The sequence below is a fragment of the Dickeya sp. NCPPB 3274 genome (assembly GCF_000406205.1).
In the GTDB taxonomy this organism is placed as follows: domain Bacteria; phylum Pseudomonadota; class Gammaproteobacteria; order Enterobacterales; family Enterobacteriaceae; genus Dickeya; species Dickeya fangzhongdai.
The window spans coordinates 2535886-2550760 of record NZ_CM001979.1; the positions used below are offsets into that span (position 1 = coordinate 2535886).

Below are 14875 nucleotides of genomic sequence, written 5' to 3' on the forward strand. Positions count from 1 at the left end.
TGTGGTTTGTCGTTCCGTTGCCGCGTTACTGTTTCGCCAGCGTGATGCCCTGCTGGTGCATATGGTTGACCGCCTGAGAGACGTCCGGGTTGGCTTTGGCGATCGCCCCTTCCAGACTGAAGCTGCTCGGGCTGTTCTGGTTCTGACCGTAGCTGAAATTGATCTTGCCCAGCAGCTTGGTCATGCTGACGTCAGCGCTACTGCCGGCGCTGACAATCGGCAGCGGGAACGCCAGCCCTTCCTTGTTTTTCACCGTCTGGGTGAAATCGATGGATTTGATGCGCAGGTTATTGCTGTCGCGGAAAATCGCCGCGATGTCGTCCTTGCCCATCGTATTGTTCTGAATGCCTTTTTCGACTTTGGTTTTCACCTCGTCTTTCAGTTCCAGGCTGACGCCGGCGGTGGCGTTGGTCAGCGACTGCATCTTCTGCACCACGGCCTTCAGCGCCGGATTTTCCTCCATGAAACCGTGAATACGTTCGGCGTTGGTCGGCGGCAGGTTATCGCTGACCAGCTTACGCAGCGCATGGAAAATACCGTTGCTGTCAAGTTTCGACAGGTTGGCGTAAGTCGTGCTGTAGCTGGCGCTATCCAGCGTGGCCCCCCGTTTTTCCGCCGCCTCATGTTGCCGGGTTTTGGACTGCAACCCCTGAATAGCGCCGTATTGCGCATCGCCCGTCGGGGTTTTGGCCTCAAAATGCTTATTGAGGATCGCCAGTTTTTCTCCGGTATCCGTCAGGTCTTTCACCCCTTTCAGCACCTGTTGCGTTTCCGGATCGGCGAAGTTTTTCTCCAGTGATGAAATCAGGCTGTCCATGTCCTTGCCCTGCAACGGCTGGGCCGGTTTCATCTGCATACTGATACTGTGGTTGGTTTTGGTATCCACCGTCATCGTGACGGACGCGTTGTTCGTTATCGGCGCGGTCCACGAGCCACTCGGCGTCGGATTGGTGATGCCGGCGAACGCCGTGGCATTCGCGCCCACGTTGACCTGGTTCATGAAACGGGCCCGGTTATTGGTGGTGGCGTTCTGCTCGGTGAACTCACCGCGCACCGTACTGTGCTCATGGCTCGCCGACATCAGGTTCGCCCCGGCGCCCACCCCGACGGAAAGTCGACCTGCCGACGTCGGCACTTTGCCTTTTTGCGCCGCGCTGGGTTTATCCGCCAGATTGACCTCGGCGCGCGCATCGGCTGTCAGCGCGGCATCCAGATCGAATTTAATCGAGAAACCTTCTTTAACCCGGTGGTCATTACCCTTAGTGACCAGATCCAGCGGGTTAACCTTGCCCTCGATCAGGTTGTCGATAAAACCGGGCAGCTCTTTTTCGCTCAGCGTAAACTTCAGGCCGTTTTGTTGTACGGTTCCCACCCCGGCGTTGACGCTGCCGCCAAAGCGGACATCCAGCGCCAGCGCGTGTTTTTTGTCATCAAAATCAAAACCTTTTTTGGCGTCATTCGGCGATTGACCGGTCGCCACCCCCACTTTGGCGTTCAGTCCGCCGTTGCGCCCGAAGTTGACGTCAATGCCGTTTTCGCCGCGGCTGAAACTGAGACTGTAGGCACGGTCGCCGGTGACGCCGCCGCTGGGGATAATCGGGAACGCGGTGGCGTTGAGCATCACTTTGGCTTTGGCCGGCACATAGGCCGTGCTGGCCCCGGCGTTATAGTTACGGTTCACCGCCAGACTTTCGCCGTTGTCCAGCGACAGAATGGTGTCCTTCAGCTTGCTCGCCAGCCCCGCCTTGTCGCCCGCTTCCAGCGTGGTACGGGCAGTCAGGTTCACCGCGCTCTTGTCATTGCCAAACGCCTGGGTAAAGGTTTTCACCGCATCGTAATCGGCTTCCAGCGCGCCAAAACGGGTAAAACCCATATCGGTGATCTTTTTCACATCGTTGCCGCCGTACTGCTGGTCGCGCAGTTCGCCGAGCGCCGCCTGAATCGGTTTCAGGTCAGCCGCGGTCGGCTGTTTGCCGGACAACGCTTCCAGCTTATCGACGACGCGGTGCAGATCGCTCGCGGTCATCACATCCAGCGCCAGACGGGATTTGGTCAACGCCATATCATCATTCAGATCGCGGCGCGGCCCGGTCGCCACCTTGTCGCTCTGGTAACTCATGTCGACTTTCTTATCCACAAACGCGTTCAGCAATTCCCCCGCCTTGCTGTCTTTGGACAGCGGGGCCGCGTTCATCACCGTCGACAGCGCCACGCTCAAATCTTTACCAGAACGGAACGGGTTCATGGACTGCACCAGTGGTTTGAGAGATGACGGTTTAAACTTGTCATCCACCTCGCCGCTGCTCTTCAGCACGCCCTGATGTTTACCCAGCAGGGTTGCGGATTTGGCGGCGCTCATTTCCAGATCGTTCTGGAACGATCTCAGTTCCGCCATCAGCGGCTTGCCCGCATCGCCCAGATCGAGCTTGTCGAGCCGGCTTTGCAGATCCTCGCGTTTGGCGCTCCAGGTATGGGATGACACCGCCCGCTCCAGATTTTTAAACATGGCGGCCTGTGAGTCATACACCGACGATAATCCTTCATACCCTTTCAAGTAGTGTTGCCGGCTGTCGACCGTGCTTTTCACCATCTCTTTTACCGTCTCTTTGCCGTAGGCGCCCAGGAAGTCGCCAAAGTTGCTGTTGAGCTTATGGCTTTCCATACCTGAACGTCCCAGAACCTGCGCCTCCACTTTCCCGGTGAGGTTCGTCAACGGAATGCGGGCCGCGTGGATGCCGCCAGCCAGCCGGTCATAGGTGGTTTCAGCCGCACGCGGCTGACTGCCGGAGGTGTGCGCCTCCGGCACCGCAGTTTTCCAGCCGCCCTGGGTCAGTTGGTGCTGCTGATGACCGTCTTCGGAGATCGCCGGTTCATGGTTTTTGGTGGTGGACAGGTGTTCGGCTTTGACATTGTCCGGTAGCGTCACCGGTTGCCACTGGGCATTGGCGCGCGCTTCGGCGTTACCCTGTAACGCCTGTTTATCCAGTTTGAATAACTGGCCGTCCTTATTCAGGGCAAACAGGTTCTGATCCTTGTCCAGCGCCAGATCCTTCACCTCGCCGCTCAAACCGGCGGTCGGCAGTGGCTGCGGCGGCACCGCCGCGCGCTGCAGGCCGGGTTTGTTGAGGTGTAACTGCAACTCGCCCTGATCATTAGCGGTGACGAACTTGTTGCCGTCCATCACTGCCAGCGCGGTGGTGCCGCTGTTTTTCTCCAGCCCCGGCAGCGGGTCGCCCGCCGACGGCGAATTGCGCCCCTGCGTCACGGCAAACACGTTATTGTCGCCGTGGGTGACGCTGTCCGCCTTCTGATTGATGGACAGCTTCTTCACCTGCCCGTCATCCAGCACATACGCCTGATTATCCAGACCGCGTTTTAACTGGCTGGCGCCGACGTCGGTTTTGGTCCAGTTCTGGGTGGTGCCGTCAAGGTAGTGGACTTTGCCTTCATGCAGCGCCATGGTGCCGAGCCGCCCCATGTCCATCACATCGTGGGGCTGCGGCCGCGCCGGATTTAATCCGGCCTTGTTATCCACCACCAGCGCGTCGCTCAGGTTCCAGCCGGGTTTGAATCCTTCGGTTTCCCCCGGTTTACTGCCGTCAGCCAGGGGCGCCAGATGCTTCTGACCGGCAGCGTCGTTGACCAGCGCATGCATCGCGCCGTGCTCGCCGGCCACAAACCCCTGCACCTTGTGGTTATCGCCAAACGCCGCCTCCAGCGCCGGGCTATGATACGGTTCCAGTTTGACGGTGTTGCCGCCATCTTGCGGCAGTTTGCCGGCGAAAACCTTGCCTTCGTCATCGGCGACAAACAGCCGATTGCCTTCCAGCCCAACCGCCTTGGCGTTCACCTGCTCGCTGCCGCGCGCCAGCGCCACCTGACCGTCAAGTTTCAGGCCGAGCGTTTTGTGGTCCGCGGCGGGCGCATCGGCCTTCGGCAGCAGATGAATCTGCGCGGTGCTGTCGTCTTTTTCCGTCAGCACCGCCACATTGCCCTGCGCATTGGCGGAGAACGACTTGATTTTGTCGGCAAACGGCGCCGAATCGTGCCCCGCCGACAGGTTGGCCAGCGTCTTGTCGTCTTTGACGGCATACAGCTTGCCATCCGCCTGCCCGGCAAGCTGGCTGTGCGGCGTATCGCTTTTCTTCTCCCACACCCGATCGGCGTTCAGGCTGTAAAGCGCCTTGTCATGTATTTGCAGTTTTTCATTGCCGTGCGCCGAGTCGGTATACACCCCGGTCAACTGCGCCTGCGCGGCCTGACCGGGCTGCGGCAGGTTGATGGTGTTGACGCCGCTGTGATTGACGACAGACGCGCGCACGTGGGTGTCGTCCATCCCCAGCGTGTAGCTGGCCTTATTCTTGCCCGACAGCGCCTCGCCGGCTTTGCCGGCCTGCGTCGGCATGCTGGTGTGCAGCGCCACAAAGCTGTCGCCGGATTGTTGCAGGCTGAACAGACGGCCGCTTTTGTCCATCAGCAGATGCTGGCTGCCGTCCTCCGCGGCCTGATGCGCCACAAACGGCAGGCTGTTTTTGCCTATTGTCTGCGACAGCAGCGTTTTCAGGTGATCGGACACCCCATCGCCCAACGTAAGCTGACCCTTTTTATCCAGCGACACCAGGTCTTTCGCTGGCGCGGCGACGGCAGACGACGCCGCCCCCGATGCGGGCGACAGCGCGCGATCGATAGCCGACTGCATGTCCTTCAGATTGGGAGAGCGGCCAATCTGCGCACCTTCGTTTTTTGGCAACGACGGTTGCTGGCTGACCTGCGCCATACCGGCATGCATACCTTCCCGCTGCAATGATGCCGAGGCGGACTGCCCGGGTACCGACGCGCTGCCTTGCGTCAACGCATGGCTTGCGTTAGCGGCGGCGGGCTGTATGTCCGCCACCGACTGCTGACGCTGAATATGATTGATATTGCCCAACATTGGCCTTCTCCCGTGTGCTGGATGAATAGGGGTGATGACTGCTAAGTGGTATGCCGTCGTCGCCGGTTCCCGTCCGCCGCGGAATTTCTTTCCGGCGTCGTCGCTAACGGCGCGGAACCGCCGCCGCGCTTTTCTTACTCAGCAAACAGCAGGCATTTGCCGTGCTGACACACGCACGTTTTCGATAACGGGCGTCCACATCCTGATGAAAAGAGGCGAACTATGGCTGATATCAACATCACGCTCAGTATTCCCAGTGCCGGCCTGAACGGCGGGCTGGGGGGCGTTGGCGGCGCAGACAATCTGAATAGCGGTCTGGGCAATAACGGGCTTTCCGGCAAGAAATCGACTGCGCAGGAAAACCAACTGCTGGAGGCGCTGGCGGTGGTCCTGACCGCCCTGCTGCCCAGTCTGTTGAACAATAACGGCGGTCAGGGCGGCGGTGACAGTCCGCTCGGCCGCACCAGCGATGCGCTTGGCGGCGGCGGCGCGGGCAACGCGCTCGGCGGTGGTCAGGGCAATGGGTTGGGCGGCGGGCTGGACAATGGTCTGGGAAGCGGTTCGGGCGGGCTGGCCGATGGGCTCGGCGCGAGCGGCGGTCAGGGTCAGAACGGCCTGACCGACATTTTGACCAAATTGCTGGATCTGCTGATGCCGAAAGACGGGGCGCAAGGCGGTCAGGGATTGCAAGGCGGCGGGCTGGGCGGCGCAGGCGGTAGCGGCGGGGCTTCCGGCGCGCAAGGCGCTGGAGGCGCATCCGGCACGGGTGGCACGGGCGGGCTGGAAGATCTAAGTAAATCGCTGTTGCAGGATACCGGTGAAAGCAGCCTCGGCAATGGCATTTCCCCGACCCAGGACGGCGGCGGCCAGATCAGCGACAACCCGCTGTTGAAGATCCTGCTGGCGCTGGTGGCGCTGCTGATGGAAAGCCAGAAAAACCAGTTCGGCCAGCCGCAAGGCGGTTCGGGCGGCGGCAATGGTGCTGGCGCCGCCGCGCCGGTTTCCGGTGGCAGTGCCGGCGGCAGCGCCGCACCCGGCGTTGGCAACGCGACCGGCGGTGCCGCCCCCATCCTCAGTGGCGCCGCCCCTGAAATCGGTGGTATCGCCGCCGCTGGCGCCAGCAATAACGCCGGCGAACTGGCTGACGGCAAAGGGCAACCCGGCCTGACGCCCGCACCGGACGCGGTGGGTGCTGATAGCGGGAAAACCACGGTTTAACCGTCTTATGCGCCTGATCGTTATCCACACCGTGGAACTCATCAGGCGCTTTTTTCACTTATCTGGTGGCAGGCAGAGGTCTGCCTGTTTCGGGAACGGCATCTCATCTTTGGGTAAAGAGGCACATTATGGCTGACATCAGTATCACACTCAGTATCCCCAACTCAGGTCTGCAAGGCGGACTGGGCGGTTTGGGCGGCGCGGACCGTACCAGCAACAGCGGGCTGGGCAATAACGGGCTTTCCGGCAATAAATCCTCTTCGCAGGACACCAAGTTACTGGAAGCGCTGGCGATCGTTCTGGCCGCTCTGCTGAGCAACAACGGCGGTACGCAAGGAAGCGGCAATAATCCGCTGGAACGCAGCAACGACGCGCTCGGCGGCAACAATACACTTGGTAGCAACAATGGCGCAGGCGGCGCGGGCGGTGCGCAGAACGGCGGTCTGGGCAACAGCCAGGGGCTGGGCGGCGGGCAACAGGGTCAGAACGGCCTGGGTGACCTGCTGACCAAGTTGCTGGATATATTAATGCCGAAAAACGGCGCACAAGGCGGTCAGGGGCAGCAAGGCAACGGCCTGACCAGCGGCGCGGGCGGCAACGGCGGGCTTTCCGGTGCACAAGGGGCGGGCGGAGCACAGGGAACCGGTGGAGCACAGGGCACGGGCGGTTCATCCGGCCTTGAGGGTCTTGGCAAATCGCTGCTGCAGGATACCGGCGAAAGCGCGCTCAGCAATGGCATCTCCCCTACCCAGGATGGCGGCGGCCAGATCAGCGACAATCCGCTGCTGAAAATTCTGCTGGCGCTGATCGCCATGCTGATGGAAAACCAGAAAAATCAGTTTGGTCAGCCGCAGGACGGCTCAGGCGGCAATAGCGGCGGCGCTGCCCCAACATCAGGTGGCGGCGGTGCCGGTGGTGGTGCAACTCCATCAGTCGGCGGCGGCGCCGGTGGCGGCGCAACTCCGTCAGTCGGCGGCGGTGCCGGCGGTGGCGCAACTCCATCAGTCGGCGGCGGCGCCGGTGGTGGCGCAACTCCGTCAGTCGGCAGCGGCGCAGGTGGCGGCGCAACTCCATCAGTCGGCGGCGGCGCAGGTGGCGGCGCAACTCCGTCAGTCGGCGGCGGCGCCGGTGGCGGCGCAACGCCGTCAGTCGGCGGCGGCGCAACGCCAACCGTAGGTGGGGGTAATGCCACCGGCGCAACCGGCGATGCTAACAGTTCGGCATCCACGGGCAGCGCAGGCAAGGCTGGCCCCGTGTCGTTCCCCACCGCCGATAACGCCAACGCCATTGTAGTCAATGAGCCGATCAAGGTTGGCCCGGGCGAAGTGTTTGACGGTAAGGGCAAAACCTACGTTGCCGGTCCGGCATTAGGCGATGGCGGCCAGAAAGAGGGGCAAAAACCGCTGTTTGAAGTGGCTGACGGCGGTTCCGTCAAGAACGTGATTTTCGGCAACAACGCGGCTGACGGCATCCACCTGCACGGCGACGCCAAAATCGACAACGTACACTGGACCAACGTCGGTGAAGACGCGCTGACGGTGAAGAGCAACACCGGCAAACCGGCCAATGTCTCCATCACCAACAGCAGCGCACAGGGCGCTTCTGACAAGGTGTTCCAGCTAAATGCCGACGCCAACTTCAACGTCGATAACTTCAAAGCGAAAGATTTCGGTACTTTTGTTCGCACCAACGGCGGCCAGCAGGGTAACTGGAATCTCAACCTGAGCAACATCGATGCGCAGAATGGCAAATTCTCGTTTGTGAAAAGCGACAGTGAGGGGCTGAACGTGAAGGTCAACAACGCCAACCTGGACAACGTCAACAATCACTACAAAGTCCCCAAATCCGCCAATCTGCAGATAAGCTGACCGGGAGCCAAACATGACCGAGCATGACACCGACATCCCTACCCGCTGGACCGATCTGGTCGACCAGGGCGGATATATCACGCCAGCGCAGCGTCAGGCATTCGAGCAGGCCATCCAGATGGTGACCCGGCGTCTCAATCTGGTGCTGAGCCAGAAAGAGCTGCCGCGCAGCGGCCAGTTCGATTTCGACGCCTTTGTCGACTCACTGGAAGCGGATTTCCTGAAAAGCGTGGATAACTCGCTGGATCCGGAGATGAACAGCGACGTGGGGCAAACGGCGTTCTGGGTGATTCGCCAGATAGCGGACCACCTGATCGCCCTGCAACAGCAGCGGCATGCGTTGTAACGATCAACGACATCCCTCATCACAAGCCAGCACCCGGTGCTGGCTTTTTTACGCCTCGAATTCAGCGGCCCGTTTCCGCTTGTGACGCCGCGCCGGCGCCGCGTACAATTACTCGGGTATTAGGGTATTCGGGCGACACCATCCGATAAAAATCAGACCACTCAGGAGATGACAGGTTATGAGTTCAGGACAACGCGCACTGATTATCGGTGCTTCCCGCGGGCTGGGATTAGGCATCGCCACCGCCCTGCATCAGCAGGGTTGGACCGTCACCGCTACCCGACGCTCGCCTTCCGCCGCCACCGACAACCTGCCGGTGCGCTGGCTGGCGCTGGATATCAATGACGCCTCGCAGCGCGCCGCGTTTTGCCAGACGCTGGCGCAGGACAATTTTGATCTGGTGCTGATTAATGCAGGCGTCTATGGCCCGGAGCGACAGGATCTGACCGCTCTCGATCCCGAGCAGTTGATTCCCTTATTTCTGACCAACACGCTGGCGCCGATCGCGCTGGCGTCGGCGCTGCTGCCGCATCTGGCGGAGCACGCCACACTGGCGTTCATGACTTCACGGCTGGGCAGCCTGACGGAAAACGCCAGCGCGGAACTGCCCTTTTATGCCGCCAGCAAGGCGGCGCTGAATATGCTGACGCGCGGGCTAAGCGACGCCGTGTCCGGCCGCCAGGTTACGCTGCTGTCATTACACCCCGGCTGGGTACAAACCGACCTCGGCGGCAGCGGCGCGCCGCTAACGGTGGAGAGCAGCGTCAACGGCCTGTTGCAACAGATAGCACGTTATCAGGGCAAAGGCGGCCACCATTTTGTCGACTATGCCGGCAACCGGCTGGCATGGTGATACCGCGCGCCAGCGCCCGATAACCGGGGCTGGCGCGCAGTAACATCAGCGGAGGGGATAAGACCGCTCAGCGCGGTTTGGGAATGTTGAACTGCGTCAGGGTTGGGTTGACGGTGTTGGCAAAATCCGCCCGGCGGTGTTTAAGCTTGCTTTTCGCCTTGAAGAAGTTGACCAGTTCGGCAATCCCCATCCCGATACTCAGCGCGCCGCTGACCACCCAGCCCACCGGCCCGGCCGCGGCGCCCACCGCCGATGCCGCCGCCGCCCCCGCGGCTTCGCCCGCCACCGCGCCAACCACCTTGCCGGCTACCGCCGCGCCGACTCGTCCCGCCAGGCCGATCGCGGTCTTGCTGCCGGCCGTCTTGCTCAGATCGGTGATATGCAACGACGCTTTGGCGGCGTCCATCAGGTGACGCCCCATCTGCCCGGCCAGTTGCGCATCGCCGGGCGCGCGACGATCAGCCGCGTTTTGAGCGACGGAATTTGCCCCAGGCCCGGTGGTGGTCGGCGTTAACAGGCCGCCATCCCCGCGGCGTGCTAACCGCGCCAGTTGCGGATCGGACATCTGTAGCCGTAACGCATCGGCAGGCACCGCCTGTTCGAAATGCCGCACCACATCGGCGTCCTGCTGCAATTGGCCGATTCGTTCATTTAACGCCCGCTCGGTTTCGTCGGTCTTGCGATACTGTCGGCCAGCCGCCACCTGTTCCAGCGTCTGTTGCAGTTTGACCAGCGTGGCCGCTTTCTGCGCACCGCTATAGCGGTCGGGATGCGCAAACACGCCATCATTCAGACGGCTGATATCGGTTCTGCCTGCCAGCCCCAGCGCGGCGGCGTCGTGAAACAGCGCCGTCGCCTGCCCATCATCCGCCGGCGCCTGATCCGCTATCCAGCTTCTGATATCGCCTGCCGACAGCTTACCGTCATGGGGCACCCGCGCCAGCTTTTCCCCTTTCACATCCGCATGCTCCAGCAGGCTAAATAACCCCGGATGCGACCAGAGCCGGGCCGCATTTTGCAATTCCGGCGACAGCAGCGGATTGCCGTTGGCCAGCGCGGCCAAATCGGTCTGACGGGAGAGTGACGAGACGCTCTGCGGTGCGGCATTTGCCGCCGAGCGGCTTGGGTCGGCCGCGCGCAGCAAAGGCTCATTAGCCAGCAACAGCGCCGAGGTTTCCACCAGTCGTAACGAGCGCGCGTCCGCCTGCGGATGCGCCTGCCGATAGTCATCAAGGCTGCGCTGCGCGCTCTGGGCGCTGCGTGTCATGTTTTTTATGAACGCGCCACTATCCCGCCGGGAAATGTAACCATCGGCTTTACCACCGTCTTTGCCCGTATCCAGCGCCGTCATCAACGCCGGATTTGCCTTCAGGTAGATCATCGCTACCTCCGCTTCCGCCCCGCCCGCTTTTAGCATATTGGCGGCGGCAATCGGTCGGTTCAGCGCTTTCGCCGCCGACGCCCGCTCCTGCTCCGGCAACGAACCCAACAACGGCATCCATTTCTCCAGCGCCTTTGCATCGCTGTAACTCGATCGATCCAGCATGGCTGTTGCCTGTTCCGCCGCCAGCGTTGTTGCCGGCGGCGCGACGCGGGTTCGCCCCACCGCCGTAACCGGTGCGGCAGACACGGTCGCGAAAGACGGCGCCGGGCCGCCGAACTCCACCGCTTGCCCGCTGGTAGCAGGCGACAACGGCGGGCGATGGTCAGGTGTGGTCAATGGCTGTGCAGCCGGTCCGGCGCCGGGCCACAGACCGACGCGGTTATCAATACGACTCATGGTGTCGATCCCCCTCAGAATTTGGTCAATAACGTCCCCTCTCTGAGTGGATCACCAGCCCGTCCGGTTCCCTGAACGGTCTGGAGCAATAACGGCGATGACAAAAGTTTGCAAAGCGAGACAGCGGCGCATCACTTCAGTAACCTGACTCCCCTTTTTTGACACAATCCGACACATAAAGATGAAAAAGAGAAAACGCCTGCGCACCGTTCTGCTCATTCTGCTTCTGCTGCTGATCTACGCTAATCGCGAGTCGCTCAATCCGTTTAAACCGGACTGCGCCGCTCAGGTAGCCAAATCTGAATTACCGGAAGCCTGCCGAAAACCGGTGAAGGAAGTGGCGCCCGGCTTCGAGCTCTGAACGCCCTGCCGGACACGTCTTCTTTTCGGTGCTGAGCAGTCCCACGCGCCCCGCCCCTGCCGTCCTCGCGCTAAAACCAATGGGGATGGGCGCCAGCGCTGGTCTGCGGCGCGGGCTGTTCCTCCCCACACATCATTTCAGGCGTATTTTCCGCTGGTTCTGTGATTCATTTTTTCATTTATTATGATTGGCTGATAATAAATTTACGCTTTCCTTACCCTTCGCGTTATTTATTTCAATCTATGAACGGCATGCTATTTTTCTTTCTTGTTCCTTACGCAAATCACGTTCAATTTTTGTTTATCCTCTTAAATGACAAATAATTCACCGTCTTTTCATTCAATTGATTTTTTGAGCTTTATTGACTAACTCCAGCGCAAAGTCACCCCTGATAGAAAAATAATTTCAATTATTCTATACACAAATAATTCGAGTTGCAGGAAGGCGGAAACCGAGTGAATTCCAAGAAGCTTACATCAGTAAGTGACTGGGGTGAGCGAGGACAGCCAACGCACCTGCGACTTGAAGTATGACGGGTATATATACCTATGCGGCGTCGTGTTTTTTATATTTTCGACGCTCACACGTAAGACAGCAGTTAATTTTCTGGCGACTATTACAAGGAGAAATACCATGGTGATGTCCATTTCCTCCAACTATTCGGGATTATACAATTCCGTCTGGCAGGTGTCTGGCGTCGGTTCCGCGTCATCCTCCACATCCTCTGCCGTTACGGCGATCCCTTACCGTAAATCGGACGATGACCAGGAGGGGGGATTATTTGCGGCGCTGACCAGCGCCTTGTCCTCCATCGGTATCACGCTGGGCACCAGCAGCACCTCGGAAACCAGCGCGACCAGTTCCACAACATCCTCGACGGACAGCACGTCGGACACCTCGTCTTCCAGCGCGAAAGAAGCCGTGGCGACCTTCCTGCATACGCTGATGGATACGTTGCACAGCATCGGCGCGTCGTCCAACTCGTCGTCCTTGTCCGACAACCCGATGAAGAACGACCTGTCTTCGCTGATCAGCGCGCTCTCTTCCGACTCGTCCTCCAGCAGCAGTTCGGTTTCCAGCAGCCAATTGAGCGAATTGCAGAGCGCGTTCAGCTCAATGGTCAGCGCACTGGGCGGCGACAGCAGCAACGCCTCGCTGTCGTCTTTCCTGCAAAGCTTCTCGTCCTCGCTGGCCTCGTTCTCGTCACAGGGCAATCTGGTTAATACCGCCGCCTGATAGCGCTACTCCGCCCTGCCTGGCAGGGCGTTTTCATATCACAATCGGTTGTCTGTGATCCGCCTCTGTTTTTGCCATAATCAGACCATTACATTACCCAACAGCAAATTATTAGAAAAAATAAACAATTCCGTTATTCCGTCCACGCCAACACGTCATTTAACACCAGCAAATCCGCCTTGCTCAGAACAAGCTATCCTTATTAATCATTCAAGGTTTTTAACTATATTATTCACTTTTTCTTCCTGTTCGTTTTTATGCAATCCGATACACTCGATTTCAATTCCCTGACGGAAAAAGGGGAAATTAGCCTCAGACGGGAGAGATCACCATGAAGGTCCATGCGCGTTCTATATCGGTAACCGGCAAGTCAGCGCGGCTTGCTTTATGGCACCGCCATGCGCCAGCCCATGCTGTTTCTTGCCCCGTTATCTCCCGCTTCGCCAGACAGATCTTTTCATTCGTTATCAGCTCTCCGCCGTAATTTTCCCCTGATTCTGGCTCTGGCGATCTCGCATCGCCGGACCAGCCCGGCGCGTCATTCGTTGGTGATTCGCCGGTCACGCCGCGACCGTCGTTCGGCACCTGCTTACTACACCGTGTACGTCGGCCCGGATTTTTATCCTAAGTAAAGGAAACCACTATGCAATACACTGGGAAGTACCTGAAGAAAACCGCATTGATGCTGACCATGATGGCCGGCCTCAGCGCCTGGCAAAGTCAGGCTGCGGTCGCGCCGGACACCCGTTCGCTGGATGAAATCTATCAGAGCGCATTAAAGGAAGGCGGTACGGTCACCGTTTATGCCGGCGGCGATGTACAGTCACAGCAAACGGGCTTCAAGCAGGCTTTTGAGAACCGGTTTCCCGGCATCAAACTGAACGTGATAGTCGATTACAGCAAATACCATGACGCGCGTATCGATAACCAGCTGGCGACCGACACCCTGATTCCGGATGTGGTGCAGTTGCAAACGGTGCAGGATTTCCCGCGCTGGAAAAAACAGGGTGTACTGCTGAACTACAAACCGGTGGGTTGGGACAAAATCTACCCGGAGTTTCGTGATGCGGACGGCGCCTGGATCGGTGCGTATGTCATCGCTTTCAGCAACCTGGTCAACACCCAACTGCTAGATGAAAAATCCTGGCCGCGGGAAGCCAATGACTATCTGCGCCCCGATCTGAAAGGCAACCTGATTCTGGCCTACCCCAACGACGACGACGCGGTATTGTTCTGGTACAAGCAGGTAGTGGATAAATACGGCTGGGAGTTTGTCGAAAAACTGCAGGAACAGGATCCGGTCTACGTGCGCGGCACCAACGTACCGGGCGCGCAGATTGCCACCGGCAAATACAGCGCCACCTTCACCAGCTCCGGCGCGCTGGTCCCGGCGGCAGGTTCAGTAACCCGCTTTGTGCTGCCGAAGACCGACCCGTTTGTCTCCTGGGCGCAACGCGCCGCCATCTTCAAACAGGCCAAGCACCCGGAAAGCGCCAAATTGTACCTGAGCTGGCTGCTGGACCCGCAAACGCAAACCCAGGTCTCACGCATGTGGTCGGTACGCACCGATGTCGCCCCGCCGGCCGGTTACAAACACATCTGGGAATACCGCAATACCCGCCCGCAGGCTTTTGCCGACTTCATGTCTGACCGCGGCGCGGTCGAACGCTTCCGCGCGCAGATGAGTCTGTACGTAGGCGAAGCCAAAGGCGACCCGACCCCAGGCTGGCTCGGCCTGCACCCGGAAGCACCGCTGGCGAACTAAGATTTACCGTATTAAGGGGATCCGATTGGATCCCTTTTTTGTGCCGGAAAGCGAACCATAACAGCGGTTCATCTTTAAGGGGGAACTGGCTGTTGGGTTTTAACACTGGGCAACCGGTGAATTGTTGATAAGGGGTTGATGATTGGGGTGGAACTGAGCGGACTGCCCCACGTCAGTAGACGAATTCAGTCCTCACGACAAGGCCTGTTCGAAGGCCTCCGGATTGACGCCGCCGTCAGCGCGGTGCCTGCCTGCCTGCCGGTAGGCGCTTCCCGGCCCGTAACTCTCCTCCGCTTTCCTGACTTCCTCGCTGTTCTTTATCCGGCCTTCCATCTCACCAGCCGGAACGCCCTCCCGACTCAACCGCTCCCGCGCGGCCGTTTCAGCCTCACGCTGTTTATATGTCCCGTACGCCTCCATCGCCTGCACACCCAGCGAGGTCATCTCTTTCTGGATAGCCCAGCCGGTCCTCCACCTCACTGCGCTTAAAACCATCCGCCACAGCCCTGAGCGTG

At 59.7% G+C, this 14875-nt stretch carries 10 protein-coding genes; 7 read left to right on the top strand and 3 right to left on the bottom strand.

Annotated features, from left to right (window positions below):
- Window positions 1-25: 25 nt before the first annotated feature.
- Window positions 26-4933, bottom strand: coding sequence for an AvrE-family type 3 secretion system effector (locus DXX3274_RS11530; protein ID WP_042859896.1), 4908 nt, complete (start codon window positions 4931-4933; stop codon window positions 26-28).
- A 222-nt stretch (window positions 4934-5155) separates the two neighbouring features.
- Between DXX3274_RS11530 and DXX3274_RS11535 the strand changes: the two genes are divergently transcribed.
- The 4 genes from DXX3274_RS11535 to DXX3274_RS11550 all read left to right on the top strand — a co-directional run bounded on the left by DXX3274_RS11535 (window position 5156) and on the right by DXX3274_RS11550 (window position 9218).
- Window positions 5156-6151, top strand: coding sequence for a hypothetical protein (locus DXX3274_RS11535; protein WP_042859897.1), 996 nt, complete (start codon window positions 5156-5158; stop codon window positions 6149-6151).
- A gap of 128 nt (window positions 6152-6279) precedes the next feature.
- The gene (locus tag DXX3274_RS11540; RefSeq protein ID WP_042859898.1) at window positions 6280-8019 is read left to right on the top strand and encodes a pectate lyase; all 1740 of its coding nucleotides are present in this window, start codon (window positions 6280-6282) and stop codon (window positions 8017-8019) included.
- 13 nt (window positions 8020-8032) lie between these two features.
- Window positions 8033-8365, top strand: a complete 333-nt coding sequence (locus DXX3274_RS11545; protein WP_042859899.1) for a hypothetical protein — start codon at window positions 8033-8035, stop codon at window positions 8363-8365.
- A 178-nt stretch (window positions 8366-8543) separates the two neighbouring features.
- Window positions 8544-9218, top strand: coding sequence for an SDR family oxidoreductase (locus tag DXX3274_RS11550; protein ID WP_042859900.1), 675 nt, complete (start codon window positions 8544-8546; stop codon window positions 9216-9218).
- Between the two features lie 67 nt (window positions 9219-9285).
- Here the strand turns inward: DXX3274_RS11550 and DXX3274_RS11555 are convergent, their stop codons facing one another.
- Complete coding sequence (locus DXX3274_RS11555; protein ID WP_042859901.1) at window positions 9286-10998, bottom strand: type III effector HrpK domain-containing protein; 1713 nt, start codon at window positions 10996-10998, stop codon at window positions 9286-9288.
- Between the two features lie 181 nt (window positions 10999-11179).
- Here DXX3274_RS11555 and DXX3274_RS11560 point away from each other — a divergent pair, with 181 nt between their 5' ends.
- The 3 genes from DXX3274_RS11560 to DXX3274_RS11570 all read left to right on the top strand — a co-directional run bounded on the left by DXX3274_RS11560 (window position 11180) and on the right by DXX3274_RS11570 (window position 14360).
- Window positions 11180-11359 (top strand): hypothetical protein, encoded by a 180-nt coding sequence (locus tag DXX3274_RS11560; protein ID WP_042859902.1) that lies wholly within the window; start codon window positions 11180-11182, stop codon window positions 11357-11359.
- Between the two features lie 633 nt (window positions 11360-11992).
- Window positions 11993-12595, top strand: coding sequence for a hypothetical protein (locus DXX3274_RS11565; RefSeq protein ID WP_038658445.1), 603 nt, complete (start codon window positions 11993-11995; stop codon window positions 12593-12595).
- Window positions 12596-13238: 643 nt separating this feature from the next.
- Entirely contained in the window at window positions 13239-14360 is a 1122-nt protein-coding gene (locus DXX3274_RS11570) for an ABC transporter substrate-binding protein (protein ID WP_042859903.1), read from the top strand.
- 192 nt (window positions 14361-14552) lie between these two features.
- On the opposite strand, the gene DXX3274_RS11575 is transcribed toward DXX3274_RS11570, so the two are convergent.
- The coding region (locus tag DXX3274_RS11575; RefSeq protein WP_238556033.1) for a hypothetical protein at window positions 14553-14875 on the bottom strand (323 nt) is incomplete at its 5' end.

Bases quoted from the DNA above. Each gene is read 5' to 3' on its own strand.
- DXX3274_RS11530 (WP_042859896.1), bottom strand. From the start codon at position 4,933: ATGTTGGGCAATATCAATCATATTCAGCGTCAGCAGTCGGTGGCGGAC.
- DXX3274_RS11535 (WP_042859897.1), top strand. From the start codon at position 5,156: ATGGCTGATATCAACATCACGCTCAGTATTCCCAGTGCCGGCCTGAAC.
- DXX3274_RS11540 (WP_042859898.1), top strand. From the start codon at position 6,280: ATGGCTGACATCAGTATCACACTCAGTATCCCCAACTCAGGTCTGCAA.
- DXX3274_RS11545 (WP_042859899.1), top strand. From the start codon at position 8,033: ATGACCGAGCATGACACCGACATCCCTACCCGCTGGACCGATCTGGTC.
- DXX3274_RS11550 (WP_042859900.1), top strand. From the start codon at position 8,544: ATGAGTTCAGGACAACGCGCACTGATTATCGGTGCTTCCCGCGGGCTG.
- DXX3274_RS11555 (WP_042859901.1), bottom strand. From the start codon at position 10,998: ATGAGTCGTATTGATAACCGCGTCGGTCTGTGGCCCGGCGCCGGACCG.
- DXX3274_RS11560 (WP_042859902.1), top strand. From the start codon at position 11,180: ATGAAAAAGAGAAAACGCCTGCGCACCGTTCTGCTCATTCTGCTTCTG.
- DXX3274_RS11565 (WP_038658445.1), top strand. From the start codon at position 11,993: ATGGTGATGTCCATTTCCTCCAACTATTCGGGATTATACAATTCCGTC.
- DXX3274_RS11570 (WP_042859903.1), top strand. From the start codon at position 13,239: ATGCAATACACTGGGAAGTACCTGAAGAAAACCGCATTGATGCTGACC.